12 protein-coding genes are annotated in these 19,346 nt (G+C 71.3%); 10 read left to right on the forward strand and 2 right to left on the reverse strand.

What is annotated here, in order from left to right; all coding sequences use genetic code 11:
• Positions 1–126 precede the first annotated feature (126 nt).
• Positions 127–1,806, reverse strand: a complete 1,680-nt coding sequence (locus ABD357_RS03130; RefSeq protein ID WP_344387319.1) for a serine/threonine-protein kinase — start codon at positions 1,804–1,806, stop codon at positions 127–129.
• 408 nt (positions 1,807–2,214) lie between these two features.
• On the opposite strand from ABD357_RS03130, the gene ABD357_RS03135 reads away from it, so the two are divergent.
• The 7 genes from ABD357_RS03135 to ABD357_RS03165 all read left to right on the forward strand — a co-directional run bounded on the left by ABD357_RS03135 (position 2,215) and on the right by ABD357_RS03165 (position 15,250).
• Complete coding sequence (locus ABD357_RS03135) at positions 2,215–6,453, forward strand: FHA domain-containing protein (protein WP_344387376.1); 4,239 nt, start codon at positions 2,215–2,217, stop codon at positions 6,451–6,453.
• Positions 6,454–6,736: 283 nt separating this feature from the next.
• Positions 6,737–8,122, forward strand: coding sequence for an ABC transporter substrate-binding protein (locus ABD357_RS03140; protein WP_344387320.1), 1,386 nt, complete (start codon positions 6,737–6,739; stop codon positions 8,120–8,122).
• A gap of 9 nt (positions 8,123–8,131) precedes the next feature.
• On the forward strand, positions 8,132–9,484 hold the full coding sequence (locus tag ABD357_RS03145; protein WP_425584726.1) for a carbohydrate ABC transporter permease: 1,353 nt from the start codon (positions 8,132–8,134) through the stop codon (positions 9,482–9,484).
• 116 nt (positions 9,485–9,600) lie between these two features.
• Positions 9,601–10,404: a carbohydrate ABC transporter permease gene (locus ABD357_RS03150; protein WP_344387378.1), complete on the forward strand. Its 804-nt coding sequence runs from the start codon at positions 9,601–9,603 to the stop codon at positions 10,402–10,404.
• A gap of 146 nt (positions 10,405–10,550) precedes the next feature.
• Positions 10,551–12,866: a bifunctional glycosyltransferase/CDP-glycerol:glycerophosphate glycerophosphotransferase gene (locus tag ABD357_RS03155; protein ID WP_344387321.1), complete on the forward strand. Its 2,316-nt coding sequence runs from the start codon at positions 10,551–10,553 to the stop codon at positions 12,864–12,866.
• Between the two features lie 60 nt (positions 12,867–12,926).
• Positions 12,927–13,877, forward strand: a complete 951-nt coding sequence (locus ABD357_RS03160; protein ID WP_344387322.1) for a class I SAM-dependent methyltransferase — start codon at positions 12,927–12,929, stop codon at positions 13,875–13,877.
• An 89-nt stretch (positions 13,878–13,966) separates the two neighbouring features.
• Positions 13,967–15,250, forward strand: coding sequence for a hypothetical protein (locus tag ABD357_RS03165; protein WP_344387323.1), 1,284 nt, complete (start codon positions 13,967–13,969; stop codon positions 15,248–15,250).
• 37 nt (positions 15,251–15,287) lie between these two features.
• Here ABD357_RS03165 and ABD357_RS03170 read toward each other — a convergent pair whose 3' ends face one another.
• Positions 15,288–15,701, reverse strand: coding sequence for an organic hydroperoxide resistance protein (locus tag ABD357_RS03170; protein ID WP_344387324.1), 414 nt, complete (start codon positions 15,699–15,701; stop codon positions 15,288–15,290).
• Positions 15,702–15,840: 139 nt separating this feature from the next.
• Between ABD357_RS03170 and ABD357_RS03175 the strand changes: the two genes are divergently transcribed.
• The 3 genes from ABD357_RS03175 (at position 15,841) to galE (ending at position 19,270) form a co-directional block, all read left to right on the forward strand.
• Entirely contained in the window at positions 15,841–16,377 is a 537-nt protein-coding gene (locus tag ABD357_RS03175) for a MarR family winged helix-turn-helix transcriptional regulator (protein WP_344387325.1), read from the forward strand.
• 129 nt (positions 16,378–16,506) lie between these two features.
• Complete coding sequence (locus ABD357_RS03180; protein WP_344387326.1) at positions 16,507–18,183, forward strand: glycosyltransferase; 1,677 nt, start codon at positions 16,507–16,509, stop codon at positions 18,181–18,183.
• Positions 18,184–18,289: 106 nt separating this feature from the next.
• Positions 18,290–19,270, forward strand: coding sequence for a UDP-glucose 4-epimerase GalE (galE, locus tag ABD357_RS03185; protein WP_344387327.1), 981 nt, complete (start codon positions 18,290–18,292; stop codon positions 19,268–19,270).
• Positions 19,271–19,346 lie beyond the last annotated feature (76 nt).

Below are 19,346 nucleotides of genomic sequence, written 5' to 3' on the forward strand. Positions count from 1 at the left end.
CCTTCACTCCGGAGACAGAAATCACCCGCCAGGTGTCGACAAATCCCCAGAACCGCACCGCGGTTCTGGGGATTCGAAGTGGAGCCGAGGAGGCCAGTACAGGCATGAACGGGCTACACGAAGGGTCTACTGGCCGGAACCAGAACCCGATCCCGAGCTCAAGTCCCCCACCCAGTCCGTCGCCGTCTGGAACCAGTCCGTGAGCTGCTCCCAGTACCCCTTGGTCGTCCCGATCCAGCCCTGGAGGGGGCTCAGTTCCCAGATCAGCCACCCCGCCACAACGAGAATGATGATCGTGAACAGGCACCCCTTGAGGCACCCGAGCCCAGGGATCTTCATCGGGTTGGCGCTGCGCCGGCGCGGCTCACGCGGCGGCCGGGGCTCGCGAGGAGGCCTCGACGCGGGCTGCTGGGGCGGCGGCGGCGCGGGAGCGTATCGCTGCGGCTGCTGCTGGGGCTGTCGCTGAGGCGCGTACTGCTGCGGCTGGCCCTGGGGCGGATAGCCCTGCTGAGGTCGCTGCTGGGGCCGCTGTCGCGGCTGCGGCTGCGGGCGGGCGACCTGTCGCTGGGGACGTCGCCGGAGCGGGTCCTCGCCGGGGTCGAGATACGACTGGACCTGCGTCTGCTCGTTGCGGTCGCGGGCCGCGCGCAGTTGGTTCTGCCAGGGGTGCGGATCCTCCGGGCCGCCGGACGGCGGCTGGTTCGGCGGCACCGGCGGCATCACCGAGGTGGGGTCGGAGGCGCCGCGGTGAGGCAGTACGGAGGTGGGGTCGGCGTCACCGGTGCCGGTGTGCGGCAGGACGCTGGTCGCGCCGTTCGGGTCGTACGAGCCGGCGCCGTGCGGCAGCACCTGGGTGGGGTCGGCGGCGCCCGCCATGCCCGGGACGGTGGCGGGTGCCGGGTCCGGGGCGAGCAGCGCGGCCACGCCCTCGGCGGCGGCGATCTGCGCGGAGGTCGCGTGCACGCCGACGCCCTCGGCGACCGTACGCAGGCCGCGGGCGAGGTTCTCGGCGCTGGGTCGTTCGTCCGGGTTCTTGCGCAGGCAGCGCTCGATGACCGTCCACAGGGGGTCGGGGATCGTGGAGGGGCGGCGCGGTTCGGCGCTGAGGTGCTGGTGGAGCACCTCCAGAGCGGACCCGCCGCCGAACGGCGGACGGCCGGTGACCAGCTCGTACAGCATAATTCCGGCGCCGTAGATGTCGACGGCGGAGGTCTGCGGGCGGCCCTCGGCGCCCTCGGGGGCGACGTACGCGGGTGTGCCGACGAACTCGTGGGTGCGGGTCAGGCCGGGCGAGTCGGCGAGCCGGGCGATGCCGAAGTCGGTCAGCAGCGGGTGCATCTGGCCGCCGTCCTGCTTGAGCAGGACGTTCGCCGGCTTCAGGTCGCGGTGGACTACGCCGTCGGCGTGGCTGGAGGCGAGCGCGTCGGCGACCTGGGCGGTGAGGAGGGCGGCGGCCATGGGGCTGAAGGGGCCGTTCTCACGCAGGTAGCGGTGCAGGTCGGGGCCTTCGACCAGGTCCATGACGAGGGCGAGGAGGTCGCCTTCGACGACGAGATCGCGCACCCGGACGATGTTCGGGTGGGTGAGGCGGAGCAGGACAGAGCGCTCCCGCAGGAACCGCATCACGACATCCGCGTCGTTGGCGAGTTCCTCCTTCAGGACCTTGATCGCCACCGTCTCGCCGGGCTGGCCCGGAACGGCCGCCTCGGCTCCCGCGGTCTCCCTCTGGCGGGCTCGCCAGACGGTGCCTGTGGCGCCGCGCCCAAGCGGCTCCTCAAGGAGGTACTTGCTCCCTACCGGCCGCACGTCATGCGCTCCCTGCTGCTTGCTTGGCTGGTCCGTCACCCTTGCTCGGGTGTTCCGCCCCACTGTAGTGCCGCTGAACTGGCACCGGGTTGTCGTCATCCTGTGGATGCCGTCCTGTGGATTACGTGGGGCGATCCCTTCCGTTTCAGGCAAAGACGCTCACTCCTGGGCGGTTGGTTGCCGGATCTTGGCGTGATCGATCCCAATGGGGCATTGGTCAGGCACTTTTGCGGGCAGAGCCGACCAATCAAGATCACTTGTTCGTGGGATGCGGGCGCGTTGTCAGTGGCAGGTGCGAGGATGCTTCCCGTACTGGCCGACGTGCCCGAGTGCGGTGGGGGGAGCTGCGGTGGGGATCGCAGCGCAGCCTCGTCGCGGGCGCCCGCGCAGAAGGGACCGCTGACGGCGATGCAGATCCGGCTGACCGTCGTAGACCCGCTGGGGACGCGCCCCGAGGGGCGTGCCGCGTCCTGTGACGTGCTGGTGACGGCGCCCGCCGGGACCGCGCTCGCCGCGGTGGCCTCCGGCCTCGCCTCGGCGGTCGGGGGCGAGGGTCCCGGTGTGCTGTACGCGGGAGCGGAGCGGCTGGACGCGCAGCGCTGCACGCTCGGTGAGCCGCCGCTGATCGACGGCGCAGTGCTGTGCCTGGGCGCCCCGTCGGAGCCCGGCCCCGAGGTCCACGCGGCCGAAGCCCGGCTCCATGTCGTCGCCGGTCCGGACGCGGGCGGCGTCCATCTGCTGCACGGTGGCCGTATCGACATAGGCCGCTCCGCCGACGCGGACGTGCCCCTGGACGACCCGGACGTCTCCCGCCTGCACTGCGCCGTCACGGTCGCGGCGGACGGGCGGGTGTCGGTCGCGGACCTCGGCTCCACGAACGGCACGACGCTGGACGGCGCGCGCGTGGGCGAGCGCCCGGTGCGCTTGGCGCCAGGGGCGCTGCTGCGGGTGGGTGAGTCGGCGTTGCGGCTGGCCCGCGCAGGCGATGCGGAGGCGGTACGGGAGACGGTGCCGGACGGGGAGGGGCATGTACGGGTGCTGGGGGCGCCCGAGGAGCCGCCGCCGCTGCCCGCGCCCGCCGGAACCGTGCCGCCCGCGCGCGTGGGGGACGGTTCCGGCGCCGGTTCCGCCGCCTTGAAGACGAGCGACACCCACCATGGCTTCGGTACGGCGGGGTGGGGAGCCGCGGAAGGCACTTCCTCCGGGGCGCAGGGGCACGGCTCCGTGGAACCGCCGGTCGTGCCCGGACAGGGCGGGGCACCCGAGGTCGAGAGCAACGGGAGGGCAGAGAGCACCCGGAAGGACACGCCGACGAGGGGTACGACGGTGCCGCGCGAGGCTCGCAAACGCGGCGGGCTCTCGGCGTGGGCCCGGCGGCTGGCGGGCGGCCGGGGCGAACAGTCTGGTTCGTCGGCGTACGAGGGGTCCGAAGAGGATGCAGCGGCCGCAGCGCCGTCTCCCGAGCCCGTCACGGAGGGCGCCCGTGAGCCGGAGCGGTGGCCCGACCCTGCGGCGTTGCTCCTGGCCGCGCTCGGGCCGGGGCCGCGGCTTTGGGAGCGTGGCCCCGGGCACCCCGAGACGCTCGCGGTGCGGCTCGGTACAGCGGACCGGAGCGCGCCGGACGGTTCCGGGCTGCTGCCCGCGGTGCCGGTGACCACCGGCTTGCGTGAGGTCGGGGCGCTGGGCATCGCGGGGCCGCGGCCCCGCCTCTCCGGGCTCGCGCGCGCGGTGGTGGCACAGCTGGCCGCGCTGCACTCCCCCGACTCGCTGGAGATCGTCCTGCTCAGCGCGGACCGCTCGCGCCCCCTGGAAGAGCGCATCGCCGAGTGGTCCTGGCTCGGCTGGCTCCCCCACGTCCGCCCCGCCCACGGCCAGGACTGCCACCTGCTCCTTGCCTACGACCGTGAACAGACCACATCCCGCACGGAGGAACTGCTCCGCCGCCTGGAGGACCACACGACGGACACCGCCCGCAGGACGGGGCTCCGTCCCTCTTACGCGGCCACGGCGGCGGCCCACGGGGCCCAGGCCCATATCGCAGCCGCACCGGAGACGACCGGTGCGATCCCGGGGGCTCGCCGGGCGGGCGACGGCGAGGCGGGGGGCGGGTACGGCAGCGGACCGTCCGCCGACCGCGACCACACTGGTCACCCATTGGCCGGCCAAGGCGGTGGGGGTCGCGGCTACGACGACGCTGCGACCGACCGCTCCGGGGCGACTGCGGACGGCGTCCGCCCGGGCCGCTCGACGGGGAACCGCGCCAGTGGCGAGCCCGGTCACGACGACCCCGCAACCAGCCGCCCCGAGTCAACAGCCGCAGGCGCCCACGCAGATCACCAGTCGAGCGATCCAACCGGCGCCAGTCGCGGCACCGACGCGAGCGCCCCCACCGCCCCGTCCGCTGACGGCGCCCGCCCGGGTCAGGCATCGGGCAACCGCGCCAGTGGCAAGCGCGGCTCGGGCAGCGGCACGGGCACGCGCCCCAGGGCTACCGCCGAGGTGGCCCACCCGGATCACCAGCCGGACGCCCGAAGCGGTGCTGGGCGCGACGACGCCGGCCACCGCCCCCGTCCGTCCGCCGAAGGCGCTCGCCCAGGAGACCGGCCGGACGACCACGGCTCCGCCCCCGGCTACGGCGGCGGAGCCGCCGAGCGCACCTCCAACCCGGCCCAGCGCTTCGGCGGTGAGCGCGGCCACGGCTACGACGACACTCTGAGCCACCGCCCCGAACCGTCCGCCGAAGGCGCCCGGCCGGGACACCGTTCGGGCAACCACGTCAGCGCCCACCCAGGACACCCGCCAACCGACCCAACTGCCCCCGGCGACCCCGGCTCCAGCACCGCGCCCCCCGACCAGGACTCCGCCCCCGGTTCCAGGCCCCCCAGCCCCACCCCCACACGCGACCGCGACGCCACCCACCTGGGAATCCCCCTCGGCGGCGGACAAGTCGACGGCACCCCCCGAAGCCGTGGCCGCGACCGCCGCCCCTCCTGGGCCCAGGCCGACGAAGCCGGCGACGGCGCCTGGCCCGGCCCGTACACCGTGGTCGTCGTGGACGGTGACCCCGGGCCCGCCGCCGTGCGGGAAGCCGTATCGCGGCTGGCGGTTGAGGGGCCGGGGGTCGGGATTCATGTCGTGTGCCTCGCCGAGACGGCGGCCGCGTCGCCGGCCTCGCCGGTGACGGAGACGTATGAGGCGGCCTGTGCGGCTTCGTCGGTGTTCCGGGACTGCGGAGCCGTCGCCCTGCTCAGCGGGGACGTGGCCACGGCGCTGCGGCTGATGCGTGTCGCACCGGGCGCCCTCGCCGGCGCCACCCGCACCCAGGCCGCGGAACTCCCCCGCGGACCCGTCGGCCATGGCACCGTGGCCTCCGTCGACGCGGTGTCCATGGCCTGGGCCGAGCGGTTCGCACGGGCGCTGGCCCCGTTGCGTACGGACACCGTCCCCGGTGAGCGGCACGCGCGCGTGTCCGCGCCGTTGCCCCAAGCGGCGCGGCTGCTCGACGAGTTGGGGCTGGCCCGGGCCACCCCCGCGTCCCTGATGGCCCGCTGGGCGGACGCGGCCGACGACACAGAAGCGCTCGGCGGGCGCGCGGTCGCCGTGCTCGGCGCCGGGCCACGCGGGCCGGCGAGCGTGGACCTCGCCCAGGAGGGCCCGCATCTGCTGATCGAGGGGCCCTCGGGCAGCGGGCGTACGGAGCTGCTGCGCTCCGTCGCCGCGTCGCTCGCCGCCGCGGAGCGCCCCGACCGGCTGGGCATCGTGCTCATCGACGGGTGGGACAGCACGGGCGGCGGCACCGCCGCGCGCGGTGACGGTCTGCGGGTCTGCACCGACCTGCCCCATGTCACCACGCATCTCGCGGCCCACGACCCGGTCCGTATGCGGGAGTTCGCGCAGTCCCTCACCGCCGAGCTGAAGCGCCGGGCCGAGCTCCTCGGCCGCCTCGACTTCACCGAGTGGCACGGACGGCAGCAGCTCCGGGGCCGCATCGTGGGCCAGCGCTCGGCGAACGGGTCCGCCATCGCACCCCCCGGAGCGACCCCCGGCGCCGCGGACCTGGACGCACCCCCCAGCTCCACCCTCCGCCTGCGCCCTGCCGCCGAGCGGCAGCGGGCGGCGGCGGACGCAGGTCCCCCGCTCCCCCGGCTGGCCGTCATCGTCGACGATTTCGACGCGCTCCTGTCCCCCGCACTGGGCTCGCCGGGGCGCCCGGCGGCGGGATCCGTCGTACGGGCCCTGGAGGCCGTCGCACGAAGCGGTCACCGGCTCGGCGTGCATCTGGTGGCGGCCGGCGCGGGCGGTCCCCGTACGGCCGAGACGGAGCTGGCCCGGCAGGCCGCCCTGCGCATCGCCCTCGAAGCCCCCTTGTCCGGCCCGGAGGACCCCGCCCCCGGCCGCGGACGCCTCACCGGTCCCCGCGGCCGGTCAACTCCCTTCCAGGGAGGCCGCGTCACGGGCCGCATCCCCCGCACGTCAACGCTGCGCCCCACGGTCGTCCCCCTCGAGTGGGACCGAATGGGCGACCCGCCCGCCCGTCGCCCCGTACGCGAGTTGGGCAACGGCCCGACCGACCTGGCCCTCCTCGCCAGCGCCTTGGAGAGAGCCGCCCGCTCCGTATCGGCCACGGAGGTGCCCTCACTGCTGTGAAGTCGCTCTGAGAGTCGCCCTGGAGTCTCCATGAAGCTGCAATTCCGCACTGCCCGGAAGCCGCAATTCCGTACAGCCCTCAACCACCTGACGACTCCTTACGACCACACACGACTCCACACAAGACTCCATTCGACTTCATCCGCATGAGCGCACGTCACGACGCGGTTACGATCACGCACTTGACACCGCAGGCGCTCTTGCCGCCGCCAACCGGGCAGGCGTACACCGGGAGCGCACGGGAACAGCAGCGCTCGGACGTTCGACGGAGAACGGGGCAGTCATGCGCAGCACTCTTCGTACACGCAGGCCGAACAGGAAAGGCGGGGCCGCGAAGGCCGTAGCCGCCGTCGTCGCGGGGGCGATGGCGCTCGCGCTCACCGCATGCGGCGGCGACGGCAACGACGATTCAGGAAGCGACGGCGGCGAGACGGACAACGCGGCCACCGTGAAGCTCCCCAAGCTCGACGGTCAGAAACTGGAGGTCGCGGCCGTCTGGACCGGCCCGGAGCAGGAGAACTTCACCAAGGTTCTGGAAGAGTTCGAGAAGCGGACGGGCGCCGAGGTCAGCTTCGTACCGACCGGCAACAACACCTCCACCTTCCTGGGCACGAAGATCCAGGGCGGCAAGCCGCCGAACGTGGCGTTCCTGCCACAGGTCGGCGTGCTCCACCAGTTCGCCGACAAGGGCTGGGTCAAGCCGCTGGGCGCCGAGGCACAGGCGCAGCTCGACAAGAACTTCTCGGCGGGCTGGAAGGACCTGGGCGCGTACAAGGACAAGCAGTACGGCGTCTATGCGAAGACCGCCAACAAGTCCCTGGTCTGGTACAACACCGCCGCGTATGAGGCCGCCGGGATCACCGAGGAGCCGAAGACCTGGGACGATTTCGTCCAGACGGCGCAGACCCTGTCGGACGCGGGTTCACCTGCGGTCTCCATCGCCGGGCAGGACGGCTGGACCCTCACCGACTGGTTCGAGAACGTCTATCTCTCGCAGGCCGGACCGGAGAAGTACGACCAGCTCGCCCAGCACAAGATCAAGTGGACGGATCCCTCCGTGAAGGAGGCCCTGACCACGCTGGCCGAGCTGTGGGGCAAGGACGAGCTGATCGCGGGCGGCCGGGACGGCGCGCTGCGCACGGAGTTCCCCAAGTCGGTGACGAACACCTTCTCCGGTGACACCCCGGCCGCGATGGTCTTCGAGGCGGACTTCGTCGCGGCGAACATCAACGCCGACACGGACGCCAAGATCGGCACGGACGCCAAGGTCTTCCCGTTCCCAGCGGTCGGTGGCGAGTCACCGGTGGTCAGCGGCGGTGACGTGGCCGTGGCCCTGAAGGACGACAAGGGCTCGCAGGCCCTGCTGACCTTCCTCGCGTCGACCGACGCGGCCGAGATCTGGGCCGCGCAGGGCGGCTTCATCTCCCCCAACAAGGAGATGGACCTGGAGACGTACAAGGACGATGTGACCCGGGACATCGCCAAGGCGCTGCTCGCCGCGGGCGACGACTTCCGCTTCGACATGTCCGACCAGGCTCCCGCCGCCTTCGGCGGCACGCAGGGCCAGGGAGAGTGGAAGGCCCTGCAGGACTTCCTGAAGGACCCGTCGAACGTCGAGGGCATTCAGCAACAGCTCGAAACGGCCGCCGCCAAGGCGTACGAGGGCTGACGGCAGCCTATGTCGTCCCAGGTGGCGATGGCGGGGGGCTCCTCGGGTCCGGTGCCCCCCGCCCGGAAGCGCAAGAGTGTGATGGGTACCCGGCCGTGGGTGGCGGGACTGTTCCTGCTGCCCGCGCTGCTGCTGCTCGGCGCGCTCGTGGTCTACCCGATCGGGTACTCGGTCTGGCGCAGTCTGTACGACGCCGACGGCTCGGCCTTCGTCGGCATGGAGAACTACGGCGACCTGTTCAGCGACGACGCCACGTTCACCGCGGTCAAGAACACCGCGATCTGGGTGGCGGTCGCCCCGGCCCTGGTCACCGGGCTCGGCCTGATCTTCGCCGTGCTGATGGAGCGGGTTCGCTGGTCGACGGCGTTCAAGATGGTCATCTTCATGCCGATGGCGATCTCCATGCTCGCGGCGGGCATCATCTTCCGGCTCGTCTACGAGGCGGATCCCGACCAGGGCGTGGCCAACGCCGTGGTGGTGGGGGTGCACGACACCTTCGCCGAGTCGTCCGTCTATCCCAACGCGCGCCCCTCGCCGGAGAGTGATCTCAAGGCGTCCGGAGGCGGCGCCTTCACGACGACGGACACGGTGAGGGCGGGGGCTCCGGCCCTGCTCCCGCTGGTCGGCATCGCCCCGAACAAGCTGCCCGGCGATCCCGTGGACGCCATGCCCGCCGAATCCGCGGGCGACGAGGTGTCCGGCACGGTCTGGCTGGACTTCAGGCTGGGCGGCGGCGGCGAGAAGGGCGCCATCGACGCGCGCGAGAAGGGCCTCTCGGGCATCAAGGTCGAAGCGGTCAAGGGCGGCGAGGTCGTGGCGTCCGCAGAGGCTGCCGACGACGGTACGTTCAGGCTGCCCGCAGCGGCTGACGGTGCCCAACTCCGGCTGCCCGCCTCGAACTTCGCGGCTCCCTACAACGGCGTCGACTGGCTCGGCCCGAGCCTGGTCACACCGGCCATCATCGGTGCGTACGCCTGGATGTGGGCGGGCTTCGCGATGGTGCTCATCGCGGCGGGTCTCGCCGGAGTGGACCGCAACCTCCTGGAGGCGGCCCGGGTCGACGGGGCCAACGAGTGGCAGGTGTTCCGCAGGGTCACGGTCCCCCTGCTCGCGCCGGTCCTCGTGGTCGTGCTGATCACCCTGATGATCAACGTGATGAAGATCTTCGACCTGGTCTTCATCATCGCTCCGCAGCCCAGCCAGGACGAGGCCAACGTCCTGGCCCTGCAACTGGTCAACGCGTCCTTCGGCGGCGGCAACAACCAGGGGCTCGGCAGCGCGATCGGCATCGTCCTGCTGCTGCTGGTCATGCCCGTGATGATCGTCAACATCCGCCGACTGCGAAGGGAGCGCCGACGGTGACCGCACCCTCCGTACCCGTGAAAGAACCGAAGGAACCACTGGCGGCGGCCGAACCGGCCGGGCCCACCGAGCGTTCGCTCGCCTCGCGGCTCGCGAGCGGCGCGGCCGGCGGTGTGATGCGGGTCTTCCTCATCCTGGTCGCGCTGCTCTGGGTGACACCGACGGTCGGACTGCTCGCCTCGTCGTTCCGCGACCCGACGGACATCGCCGAGTCCGGCTGGTGGGACGTCTTCAGCAAACCGACCCAGCTCACCACCGAGAGCTACTCGACCCTGCTCGGCAAGGAGGAGATCACCGACTCCCTGCTCAACACGATCTGGATCACCGTTCCGGCCACGGCCCTGGTGATCGTCATCGGGGCGATGGCCGGATACGCCTTCGCCTGGATGGACTTCAAGGGCCGCGACTGGTGGTTCGTGGTCGTGGTGGCACTGCTGGTGGTGCCCATCCAGATCGCCCTGATCCCGCTGGCCGACCTCTTCGGCGACCTCGGGATCTTCGGCAGCATCCTCGGTGTCGTCCTCTTCCACGTGGGCTTCGGCCTGCCGTTCGCGATCTTCCTGCTGCGGAACTTCTTCGCGGAGATCCCTCGTGAACTGCTCGAAGCGGCACGGCTCGACGGGGCGGGCGAGGTCCGGCTGTTCGCCACGGTGGTCCTTCCGCTCGGCGCACCCGCCATCGCGTCGCTCGGCATCTTCCAGTTCCTGTGGGTGTGGAACGACATGCTGGTGGCGCTGATCTTCTCGGACTCCGACTCACGGCCGCTGACGGTCGCGCTGACGGAACAGACCCGGCAGTTCTCCGGCAACATCGAGACGCTCGCGCCCGGCGCCTTCATCTCCATGGTCATCCCGCTGGCCGTGTTCTTCGCGTTCCAGCGGCAGTTCGTGTCCGGTGTGATGGCGGGCGCGGTGAAGTAGCCCTTCAGAGTGATCTGTTGAGGGGTGGCTGGTACCGGCCGCCCCTCAACTCACTCCCGACGTCCCCCATATGCCACATCTGGCGTAACCACGTCACCCCTTCGGCCGTTTCCGGGCAGTCTGCCGCGCCGACCCATGGATGTGACGTGCCCCGGTTCAGTGTCATCGTCCCCGCGTACAAGGTGCAGGCCCACCTGCACGAATGTCTCGCATCCGTCCTCGAACAGTCCTACCCGGACCTCGAGTTGATCGCCGTCGACGACTGCTCGCCGGACGCCTGCGGCTCGATCATCGACGAGTTCGCCGCCCGCGATCCGCGCGTACGGCCCGTCCACCTCGAGGAGAACAAGGGCCGCGGCCAGGCCCGCAACGCCGGTCTGGAGCGTGCGAAGGGCGACTACCTGGTCTTCCTGGACGGCGCCGACAGCCTCACCCCGCACGCCCTGCGCGCGCTCGCCGGCCGGCTGAAGGAGACCGAGGACCCGGACGTCCTGGTCTACGACTTCGCGCGCACCTTCTGGACGGGCGAAACGGTACGCAACGTCCAGGCGGCCCAGCTCACCGAGCGCGGCCCGGCGCCGTTCCGCCTCGACGACCGGCCCGGGCTGCTCAAGGTCCTCATGGTGGTGGGGAACAAGGCGTACCGCCGGGAGTTCATCGAGCGGGAGGGCTTCACGTTCCCGCCCGGCCACTACGAGGACACCCCCTGGACGTACTCAGTCCTGATGGCCTCCGAGACCATCGCGACGCTCGACCACGTCTGTGTCCACTACCGCCAACGACGTCAGGGGAGCATGCCCAGCACACCCGGCACGACCACCGGCCGGGGCCACTTCGACATCTTCGACCAGTACGACCGTGTCTTCGCCCACCTCGATACGCACCCGGAGCTGGCGCACTGGCGCCCCGTCCTGTTCCGCCGCATGGTCGACCATCTCTCGGCCGTGTTCCTGGGACGCGACCGGCTGCCGCGCGGCTCCCGTCCCGAGTTCCTGCGCAGGGCCCGCGCCCACTACGCCCGCTATCGCGTGCCGGGCGCCCGCCTCCCGGCCCGCAACTGGCTGCGGCACGTACTCATCCGCCTGGGCAGCCACCGCACGTATCGCACGCTGTGGGCGGCGGCGCAGCTGAAGAGACGGGTGGCGGAAGGCCTCACGGCGGCGTTCCGCGGCGTACGGGCCGTGACGCTGCGGCTGCACTACCGCCTCCAGCTCCGGCTTCCCGTACAGGCCGACCGCGCCGTGTTCTCCAACGGGAACGGACGCGGCTACGGCTGCAACCCGGCAGCGCTGGAGGACGCGTTCCGGACATACGCGCCGGACATCCGCACCGCGTGGATCGCGGCGCCCGAGCACCACCACACCGTCCCGACCGCGACCCGCAAGCTGAGCCCGGACACGGCCGCGTACTGGACGGCGCTCGCCCGCTCCAAGTACCTGGTCAGCAACGTCGCCTTCGAACGCAAGCTGGTCAAGCGGCCGGGTCAGATCCTGGTCCAGACGCAGTCCGGCACCCCGCTCAAGCGCATGGGCCTGGATCTCCAGGACCGCCCGGCGGCGGCCCGCGGAACGGACTTCGCCGAGCTGCTGCGCGGAGTCGACCAGTGGGACTACTGCCTGTCCGGCAACCGCCACTCCACGCTCGTCTGGGAGCGCGTCTTCCCCTCCGGCTATACGACGCTCCAGTACGGCCAGCCCCGCAACGACGTGTTTCAGCGGGCGACTTCGGCGGACGTGGCCCGGCTGCGCGAAACACTCGGCATCCCGGAAGGCTCGGTCGCGATCCTGTACGCGCCCACGCACCGCGACTACCGCCGCTCCCAGCGCCACATGCTCGACCTGGAGCGCGTCCTGCGCCAACTCGGCCCGCACTTCGTACTGTTGACCCGCGCGCACCCTTCGTACGAGCAGCCGCTGGCCCGCAGCGGCGGCCGGCTGATCGATGTGTCGGAGCATCCGGGCATCGAGTCCCTGTGCCTGGCCTCCGACGCGCTGATCACCGACTACTCCTCCCTGATGTTCGACTACGCGAATCTCGACCGGCCGATCGTGATCCACGCGGACGACTGGGCGGCGTACGAGGCGGCACGTGGCACGTACTTCGATCTGCGCACGTTCCCGCCGGGAGTGGTCGCGCGCAGCGAGGACGAACTCATCGACATCTTCGCGACCGGCCACTGGCGCGGTTCGCGCTCCGCGCAGCTGAGGGCCGCGTTCCGGGAGCGTTTCTGCCCGTACGACGACGGACGGGCCGCCGAGCGTGTCGTACGCCGGGTGGTGCTCGGTGAGACCGCCGGGCTGCCGGCCGTGGTGCCGCTCGACGAGCGTCATCCGGTGCCGTCGGTGGAAGACGGCATTCCATTGGTGCTCGATTCCTCCCGAACCGGCGACAATCCGACCGCCTCACCACTGGCAACTGTTTCGACACCCGGAGTTTCCGTTCCCGTCGTTGACAGTCCCTGAAGCCCTCGGATCCCATCCCTGAACACAGAAAGTCCATAGACCCCGCTGTACGGAGTACACATGACCTCCAGCTCCACCGAGCTGCCCCGTCCCAAAACGCTGTCGGACGTCAAGGGCTGGTTCCGTGCCGTCGATCAGCAGTTGTTCGACTGGTTCCTGTCCCGGCAGCTCGACAGCCAGCAGACCGGCGATCTGCTGGAGCTCGGCGCCTACATGGGAAAGAGCGCCATCTTCATGGGCTCTTATCTGCGTGACGAGGACAAGTTCACGGTGTGCGACCTGTTCGATTCCCCCGCGGAGGACACGGCCAACAGCAAGGAGATGAACAAGTCGTACTCGACGCTGACCCGGCGGGCCTTCGAGGCCAACTACCTCGCGTTCCACGAGGAGTTGCCCGAGATCATCCAGGCGCCGAGCCAGGTGGTCGCCGACCGCGTCCCGGACAAGAGCTGCCGTTTCGCGCACATCGACGCCTCGCACCTGTACGAGCACGTGAACGCGGACATCGAGGCGGTGCGCGACATATTGCTGCCCGACGGTGTGGTCGTCCTCGACGACTTCCGCGCCGAGCACTGCCCGGGCGTCGCCGCGGCCACCTGGGGGGCGATTCCCACGTACGACCTGCGCCCCATCTGCATCACGGGCACCAAGTTCTACGGCACCTGGGGCGACCCCGAGCCGCTGCGCGACGCCCTGCTGGAATGGCTGGCGGGCCGTGACGACATGTGGCACGAGGTGCAGCAGGTCGCGGGGTACGGGCTGATCCGTATCACCGGCCAAAAGGCGACCGAGCCGAAGCAGCCGGTGTCCAAGTACGCGGGCGAAGAGCCGGAGCCGGTCGTCGAGGCGCCCAAGCCCGCCCCGAAGCCCGCGCCGGCTCCGCGCGCCGCCGCCACGCGGCCCGCCACCGTCAGCACCGCCAAGCGGCGGCCGAGCCGCACCAGGCGGATCGCCAAGGACCTGCTGCCGCCGATCATCACGAGGGCGCTGGTCAAGGCCCGTAAGGGCTGAGGCCTCTCGGTGGGGCGGGCCACGGCTCGCCCCACCGGATGCGGTGGCGCGGGCTCCCAACAGCAACACCACGTCAATGAAAGAGCCGTATGCCCCGCTTCAAGGCGCGTACCTGGGTGATCGTTCTCGCCACCGTCTTCGCACTGCTCCAACTCGCCAACGTCACCGGGCGGGACACTCCCGACAGCAGGAACTACCTGTCGTACGCCCTGAGTCTGCGCGGTGACAGCAAGCGCGAGGCGGCTGCCGCCACCATCGACTACGTCTGCGCGGGCCGGCACGCCGAGGCGCGCCGCGAGCGGAGCGTCGACGTGGTGCGCTTCCGCTCCCCGGGTCCGGTCGGACGGATTCCCGAGGAGTGCCGGCGCGAGCTGTGGCCGGAGGTGGACCGGCGGCTGCGGGCCGGTGAGACGACCGCGCACACGGTGCCGTTCAACTCCGAACGGTTCATGCGGATCTTCGAGGCGCGGCCCGGGTATCCCGCGCTGCTGGCGCCGTTCGTCGCGGTGTTCGGCGTGACCTGGGGCGTCTGGCTGTCGAGCGTGTTCGTGGCCGCGGCCGGAGGCGTTCTCGTCTTCCTTGTCCTGCGCGCCCTGCGCGCCCCGACCGCCGTCGCCCTGACCGGGCAGGCCCTGTACTACGCCCTGCCGGTCGGCACGACCGCCATGCGCCCCATGACAGAGGGTCTCCAACTGGCCCTGACCCTGGCGGCCTTGTGGGGCTGCGCACTGGCACTCGGCGGCCGGACGCACGCGGGCGCCGCACTGATCGGCGGCTCGCTGCTGCTGCTCTTCACGGTGAAGCACTCGCAGGCAATGTTCCTCGGGCTGTGCCTGGTGGCGGCGTGCGCGGTGATCGCCGTACGGAGAAGGCGACTTGACCCCGCTCTGCGGGTGATCGCCGTGGTGGCGGGCTGCGCGGCCCTGGGGACCGTGTCGGCCGCCGGGCTGCTGAACCACCCCTCCACGAACGAGAGTCTCCAGGACCTCCTCGCCCATCACTTCACGCTGCCCGACCGCGCGGACCCGTGGCCGGAGTTCTGGCGACTGGAGCTCAACTTCTGGGTGGAGTGGCTGCGTCGGCAGTTCTGGCAGCCGCTGTTCATCGCGGCGCTGGCCGCCGGGGCGTGGGGTGTGCTGCGGCAACGTCCGGCCTACGCGGCGTTCCTGATCGCGGCGGCCTTCAGCGGGGTCGTCAACCAGGCGGGGCACCCGGACATCGCCATCGGCGTCCGGCTGATCGTGGTGGCGTGGGTGCTGCCGGTGATCGGGCTTCCGCTGCTGCTGGAGCGGGCCGCGTCGACGATGGCGGCGCTTGAAACGCCGGATGCCCGGCCCGCGTCGAGTGCGGACCGGGCGCCTGACCGGGTTTGACCTGCTGACCAGGGTCAGGGGCTACCCGACTACTCGACTACTCGACAACGAGCTCGACCGGGATGTTGCCGCGGGTGGCGTTGGAGTACGGGCAGACCTGGTGGGCCTGCTCGATCAGCTTGCGGCCGGCCTCGGCGTCCACGGAGTCGGGCAACTCCACGCGCAGCGTGACCGCGAGGCCGAAGCCCTCGCCCTGCTTGCCGATGCCGACCTCGGCGGTCACCGCCGCGTCGCTGACGTCGACCTTCGCCTGCCGGCCGACCAGACCGAGGGCGCTGGCGAAGCAGGCGGAGTAGCCCGCGGCGAACAGCTGCTCCGGGTTCGTGCCCTGACCGCTGCCGCCCATCTCCTTCGGGATGCCCAGCTCGAGGTCGAGGCGGCCGTCGTTGGTGAAGGCGCGGCCTTCACGGCCGTGGGTGGCGGTGGCGACAGCGGTGTAGAGCGCGTCCATGGGAAACGTCCCTCTCATCATCAGGGTCAAGATCAAGGTCGTATCGGCAGGCCTTTGGGGTGCCTGCCTTACGACTACAAGTAGAGCACACAATTAAGTTGCACGCAATCAAATGGCGTACTTGCGTTACCCTGGAGGCATGACCGCTCCGACACCGACTCCGACTCCGGCTCCCGCCGCCACGGACACCGCAGCCGACGCGCTGCGCGATGCCGAGGCCCTTCGCGATGCCGGGGACTTTCTGCGTCTCGACCAGCAGATCTGCTTCTCCCTGAACGCCGCCTCGCGCGCCTTCGGCGGCGTGTACCGGGTCGTCCTGAAGGACCTGGGGCTCACCTACCCCCAGTACCTGGTCATGCTCGTGCTGTGGGAGCACGGCGAGCTGCCCGTGAAGAAGCTGGGCGAGCATCTGCGACTCGACTCCGGGACGCTGTCGCCGCTGCTCAAGCGCCTGGAGGCGACCGGTCTCGTACGGCGTGAGCGCAGCGCCCGCGACGAGCGGTCGGTGGTCGTCGGGCTCACGAACGAGGGCGGCGCACTGCGCGAGCGGGCACTCGCCGTACCGCGCCGGATCGCCGCCGCGACGAGCTTCGACCTGGACGAGATCCGCGACCTGCGGGCCCGGCTCGACAAGCTCACGGCGGCGCTGGACGCGGCGGATCTGGAGAACGGCTGACCGCTGAGACGCCGCTCCTGAGGGAGCTCGCGCTCATTACTGCCGGCTTTCCCCACGGGACAACAAGCACCTCATAACGGAGAATCAGCAACAAAGCCTCTGTTTCTCCCCGTGGAAGCCAGGCACACCATGCAAGCCATACGCCCTCACCGGCCGCAGGTCTGCGTCATAGTCATCGGTTACGACGACGCCGCCCATGTGACGGACGCGGTGCGCTCCGCCCTCGCGCAGGGCCCGGCCGTCCGCGAGGTGATAGCCGTCGACGACTGCTCGGCGGACGGCAGCCCGGACCTCCTCGACCGGCTCGCGCACGGCGAACCGCGCCTGAAGGTCGTACGCCGCAAGGTCAACAGCGGAGGCTGCGGCAGCCCCCGCAACGACGGGATCGACGCCGCGACGGCCCCGTACGTGATGTTCCTGGACAGCGACGACGTACTGCCGCCCAGCGCGGTGGACACGCTCCTCTCCGCCGCCATCGGCCACGGCACGGAGGTCGCAGCCGGCCTGTGCATACGCCGCGAGCTGCCCTCCGGGCGCGAGGTCCCTTGGCGGCCCGAGCTCTACGCGAGACCCGTCCTCGTCCCCCACCCATCGCTCCGCACCCGCCTGGTCCACGACACGCTCTGCGTCAACAAGCTGTACCGCACCGGCTTCCTGCGCGAGCACGGCATCCGCTTCCCCGAAGGGCGCTTCCCGTACGAGGACTTCGTGTTCACCGCGCGCGTACTCGCCGCCGGGCCGCGCCTCGCGCTGGTCCCCGACCCGGTGTACGTCTGGCAGGTACGCCGTTCCGCCGGGCGGCTGTCGATCTCGCTCGACCGGGCGGGCATGGACAACTGGCGGTTCAGGCTGACGGCCCACGGCATGGCGTACGACATCCTCCTCGCCGCCGGTGAGAAGCGGCTCGCCCGGGCGGCGCGCGCCGCGTTCCTGGACCGCAGCCTGCGGATGTACGCGCGCGAGCTCGGCCTGCGCGGCACCGAGTACCGGCGCGAGTGGTGGGCGCTCACGCGCGCGTACCTCGCGACGTTCGACGCGGGTGACTTCGCGTCCGCCCCCGCGCCCGGGCGGGTCGTCGCGCAGGTCGTCATGGCCTCCGAGGAGCCGCGCTACCTGGACCGCATCAGGGAGCTCGCGTCGCGTCCGGCCCGGCTGACGCCGCCATATCCACGGGCGTCGGACGGCACCCCGCTCTGGTCCGCCGACCTGCCCCAAGTGACCCTGGAACACCTGCTGTTCCGGCCTGTACGACTCCTCCCTGTCGCCGTCGACGCGGAACTGCGGCCACGCGCGCGTGCCACCCGGCTTCGGCTGCGGCTGCATGAGCTGTACGGGCGGATGGCGGAGGCCGGGCCGGCGGGCATGGACGTCGAGTTCGTACACCGGGAGGAGGGGCGGGTGGGGCTCGGTCTCACGGCGCCGCTTCTGCCCGGCGCGGGCGAGGCCGACTCCGGGCTGAACTCGGGGTTCGACTCCTCGGTCGTCGCATCGGTCGACGCCTCGGTCGACGCCTCGGTCGACGCCTGGTGGGCCGAGGTGCCGGTCGACCTCTCCGCGCTCGGCTCCGGCACCTGGGATCTGCGGCTGCGGCTGCGGTTCCACGACGGCTCGGCCCGCGACACCACCGCGCACGCGGTCGCGGGGCCCGGACTGCTGCGTCGTACGGCGGTGCCGAGCGGGCGGCACGGCGTGTTGCTGGTCCAGCCGTACGCGACCCATTCGGGCTCGCTGGCGTTGCGGCTCGCGCCCGGTCGGCGGGGAATGGCCGCCGTGCTGCGCCGCCGGCTGAGGCGGCTGTTTCACTGATGCACAACGGGGCCCAGTGACCGACGATGGGCTTAGTGGCTCACTGACCTACGCATCCGCACTTTCACCGACAGACGATCACCGACAGACGAGGGGACGGCCGTACATGACCTGGCTGATCACCGGCGGCGCCGGCTACATCGGGGCGCACGTCGTCCGCGCGATGACCGAGGCGGGCGAACAGGCCGTGGTGTACGACGACTTGTCCACCGGGATCGCCGAGCGCGTCCCCGACGGGGTCCCGATGGTCGTCGGCTCGACCCTGGACGCGGAGCGGGTGACCCGCGTGCTCACGGACCACGCCGTCACCGGTGTCGTTCACCTGGCGGCGAAGAAGCAGGTCGGCGAGTCGGTCGAGCTGCCGCTGCACTACTACCGCGAGAACGTCGAGGGTCTGCGCGTGCTGTTGCAGGCGGTCACGACCGCAGCGGTGCCCTCCTTCGTCTTCTCGTCCTCGGCCGCGGTGTACGGCATGCCGGACGTCGACCTGGTGACCGAGGAGACGCCCTGCATGCCGATGAGCCCGTACGGCGAGACCAAGCTGGCAGGCGAGTGGCTGACCCGCGCCACGGGCCGCGCACACAGCCTGTCGACGGCCTCCCTGCGCTACTTCAACGTGGCGGGCGCGGCGACGCCGGAGCTGGCCGACGTCGGGGTCTTCAACATCGTGCCGATGGTCTTCGAAAAGCTGACGGAGGGCGCGCCGCCACGGATCTTCGGCGACGACTATCCGACTCCGGACGGCACGTGCGTACGCGACTACATCCACGTGGTCGACCTGGCCGAGGCCCACGTGGCAGCGGCCCGCCGCCTGTCCGCGTCCCCCGGCACGGACCTGACCCTCAACATCGGCCGCGGCGAGGGCGTGTCGGTCCGCGAGATGATCGACCTGATCAACGACCTCACGGGCTACGACCTGCCCCCGGTCGTCACGCCCCGCCGCCCCGGCGACCCGCCCCGCGTCGTGGCGTCGGCTGCCCGCATCGCCGACGAACTGGGCTGGAAGGCGAGGTACGACGTGGCCGACATGATCACGTCGGCTTGGGAGGGATGGGTACGGTTGTATCCGGGGGCGCAGCGCGGCTGAGAGAGTCCTGAAGTGGCCAGGTCGGTCAGGGACTTGACGCCGGGCTGCGAACCGGTGTCCCTGAATCCGCCTAAAT

The sequence above is a fragment of the Streptomyces vastus genome, from assembly GCF_039532825.1.
Classification (GTDB): domain Bacteria; phylum Actinomycetota; class Actinomycetes; order Streptomycetales; family Streptomycetaceae; genus Streptomyces; species Streptomyces vastus.

Bases quoted from the DNA above. Each gene is read 5' to 3' on its own strand.
- ABD357_RS03135 (WP_344387376.1), top strand. From the start codon at position 2,215: ATGCAGATCCGGCTGACCGTCGTAGACCCGCTGGGGACGCGCCCCGAG.
- ABD357_RS03140 (WP_344387320.1), top strand. From the start codon at position 6,737: ATGCGCAGCACTCTTCGTACACGCAGGCCGAACAGGAAAGGCGGGGCC.
- ABD357_RS03145 (WP_425584726.1), top strand. From the start codon at position 8,132: ATGTCGTCCCAGGTGGCGATGGCGGGGGGCTCCTCGGGTCCGGTGCCC.
- ABD357_RS03150 (WP_344387378.1), top strand. From the start codon at position 9,601: ATGCGGGTCTTCCTCATCCTGGTCGCGCTGCTCTGGGTGACACCGACG.
- ABD357_RS03160 (WP_344387322.1), top strand. From the start codon at position 12,927: ATGACCTCCAGCTCCACCGAGCTGCCCCGTCCCAAAACGCTGTCGGAC.
- ABD357_RS03165 (WP_344387323.1), top strand. From the start codon at position 13,967: ATGCCCCGCTTCAAGGCGCGTACCTGGGTGATCGTTCTCGCCACCGTC.
- ABD357_RS03170 (WP_344387324.1), bottom strand. From the start codon at position 15,701: ATGGACGCGCTCTACACCGCTGTCGCCACCGCCACCCACGGCCGTGAA.
- ABD357_RS03175 (WP_344387325.1), top strand. From the start codon at position 15,841: ATGACCGCTCCGACACCGACTCCGACTCCGGCTCCCGCCGCCACGGAC.
- ABD357_RS03180 (WP_344387326.1), top strand. From the start codon at position 16,507: ATGCAAGCCATACGCCCTCACCGGCCGCAGGTCTGCGTCATAGTCATC.
- galE (WP_344387327.1), top strand. From the start codon at position 18,290: ATGACCTGGCTGATCACCGGCGGCGCCGGCTACATCGGGGCGCACGTC.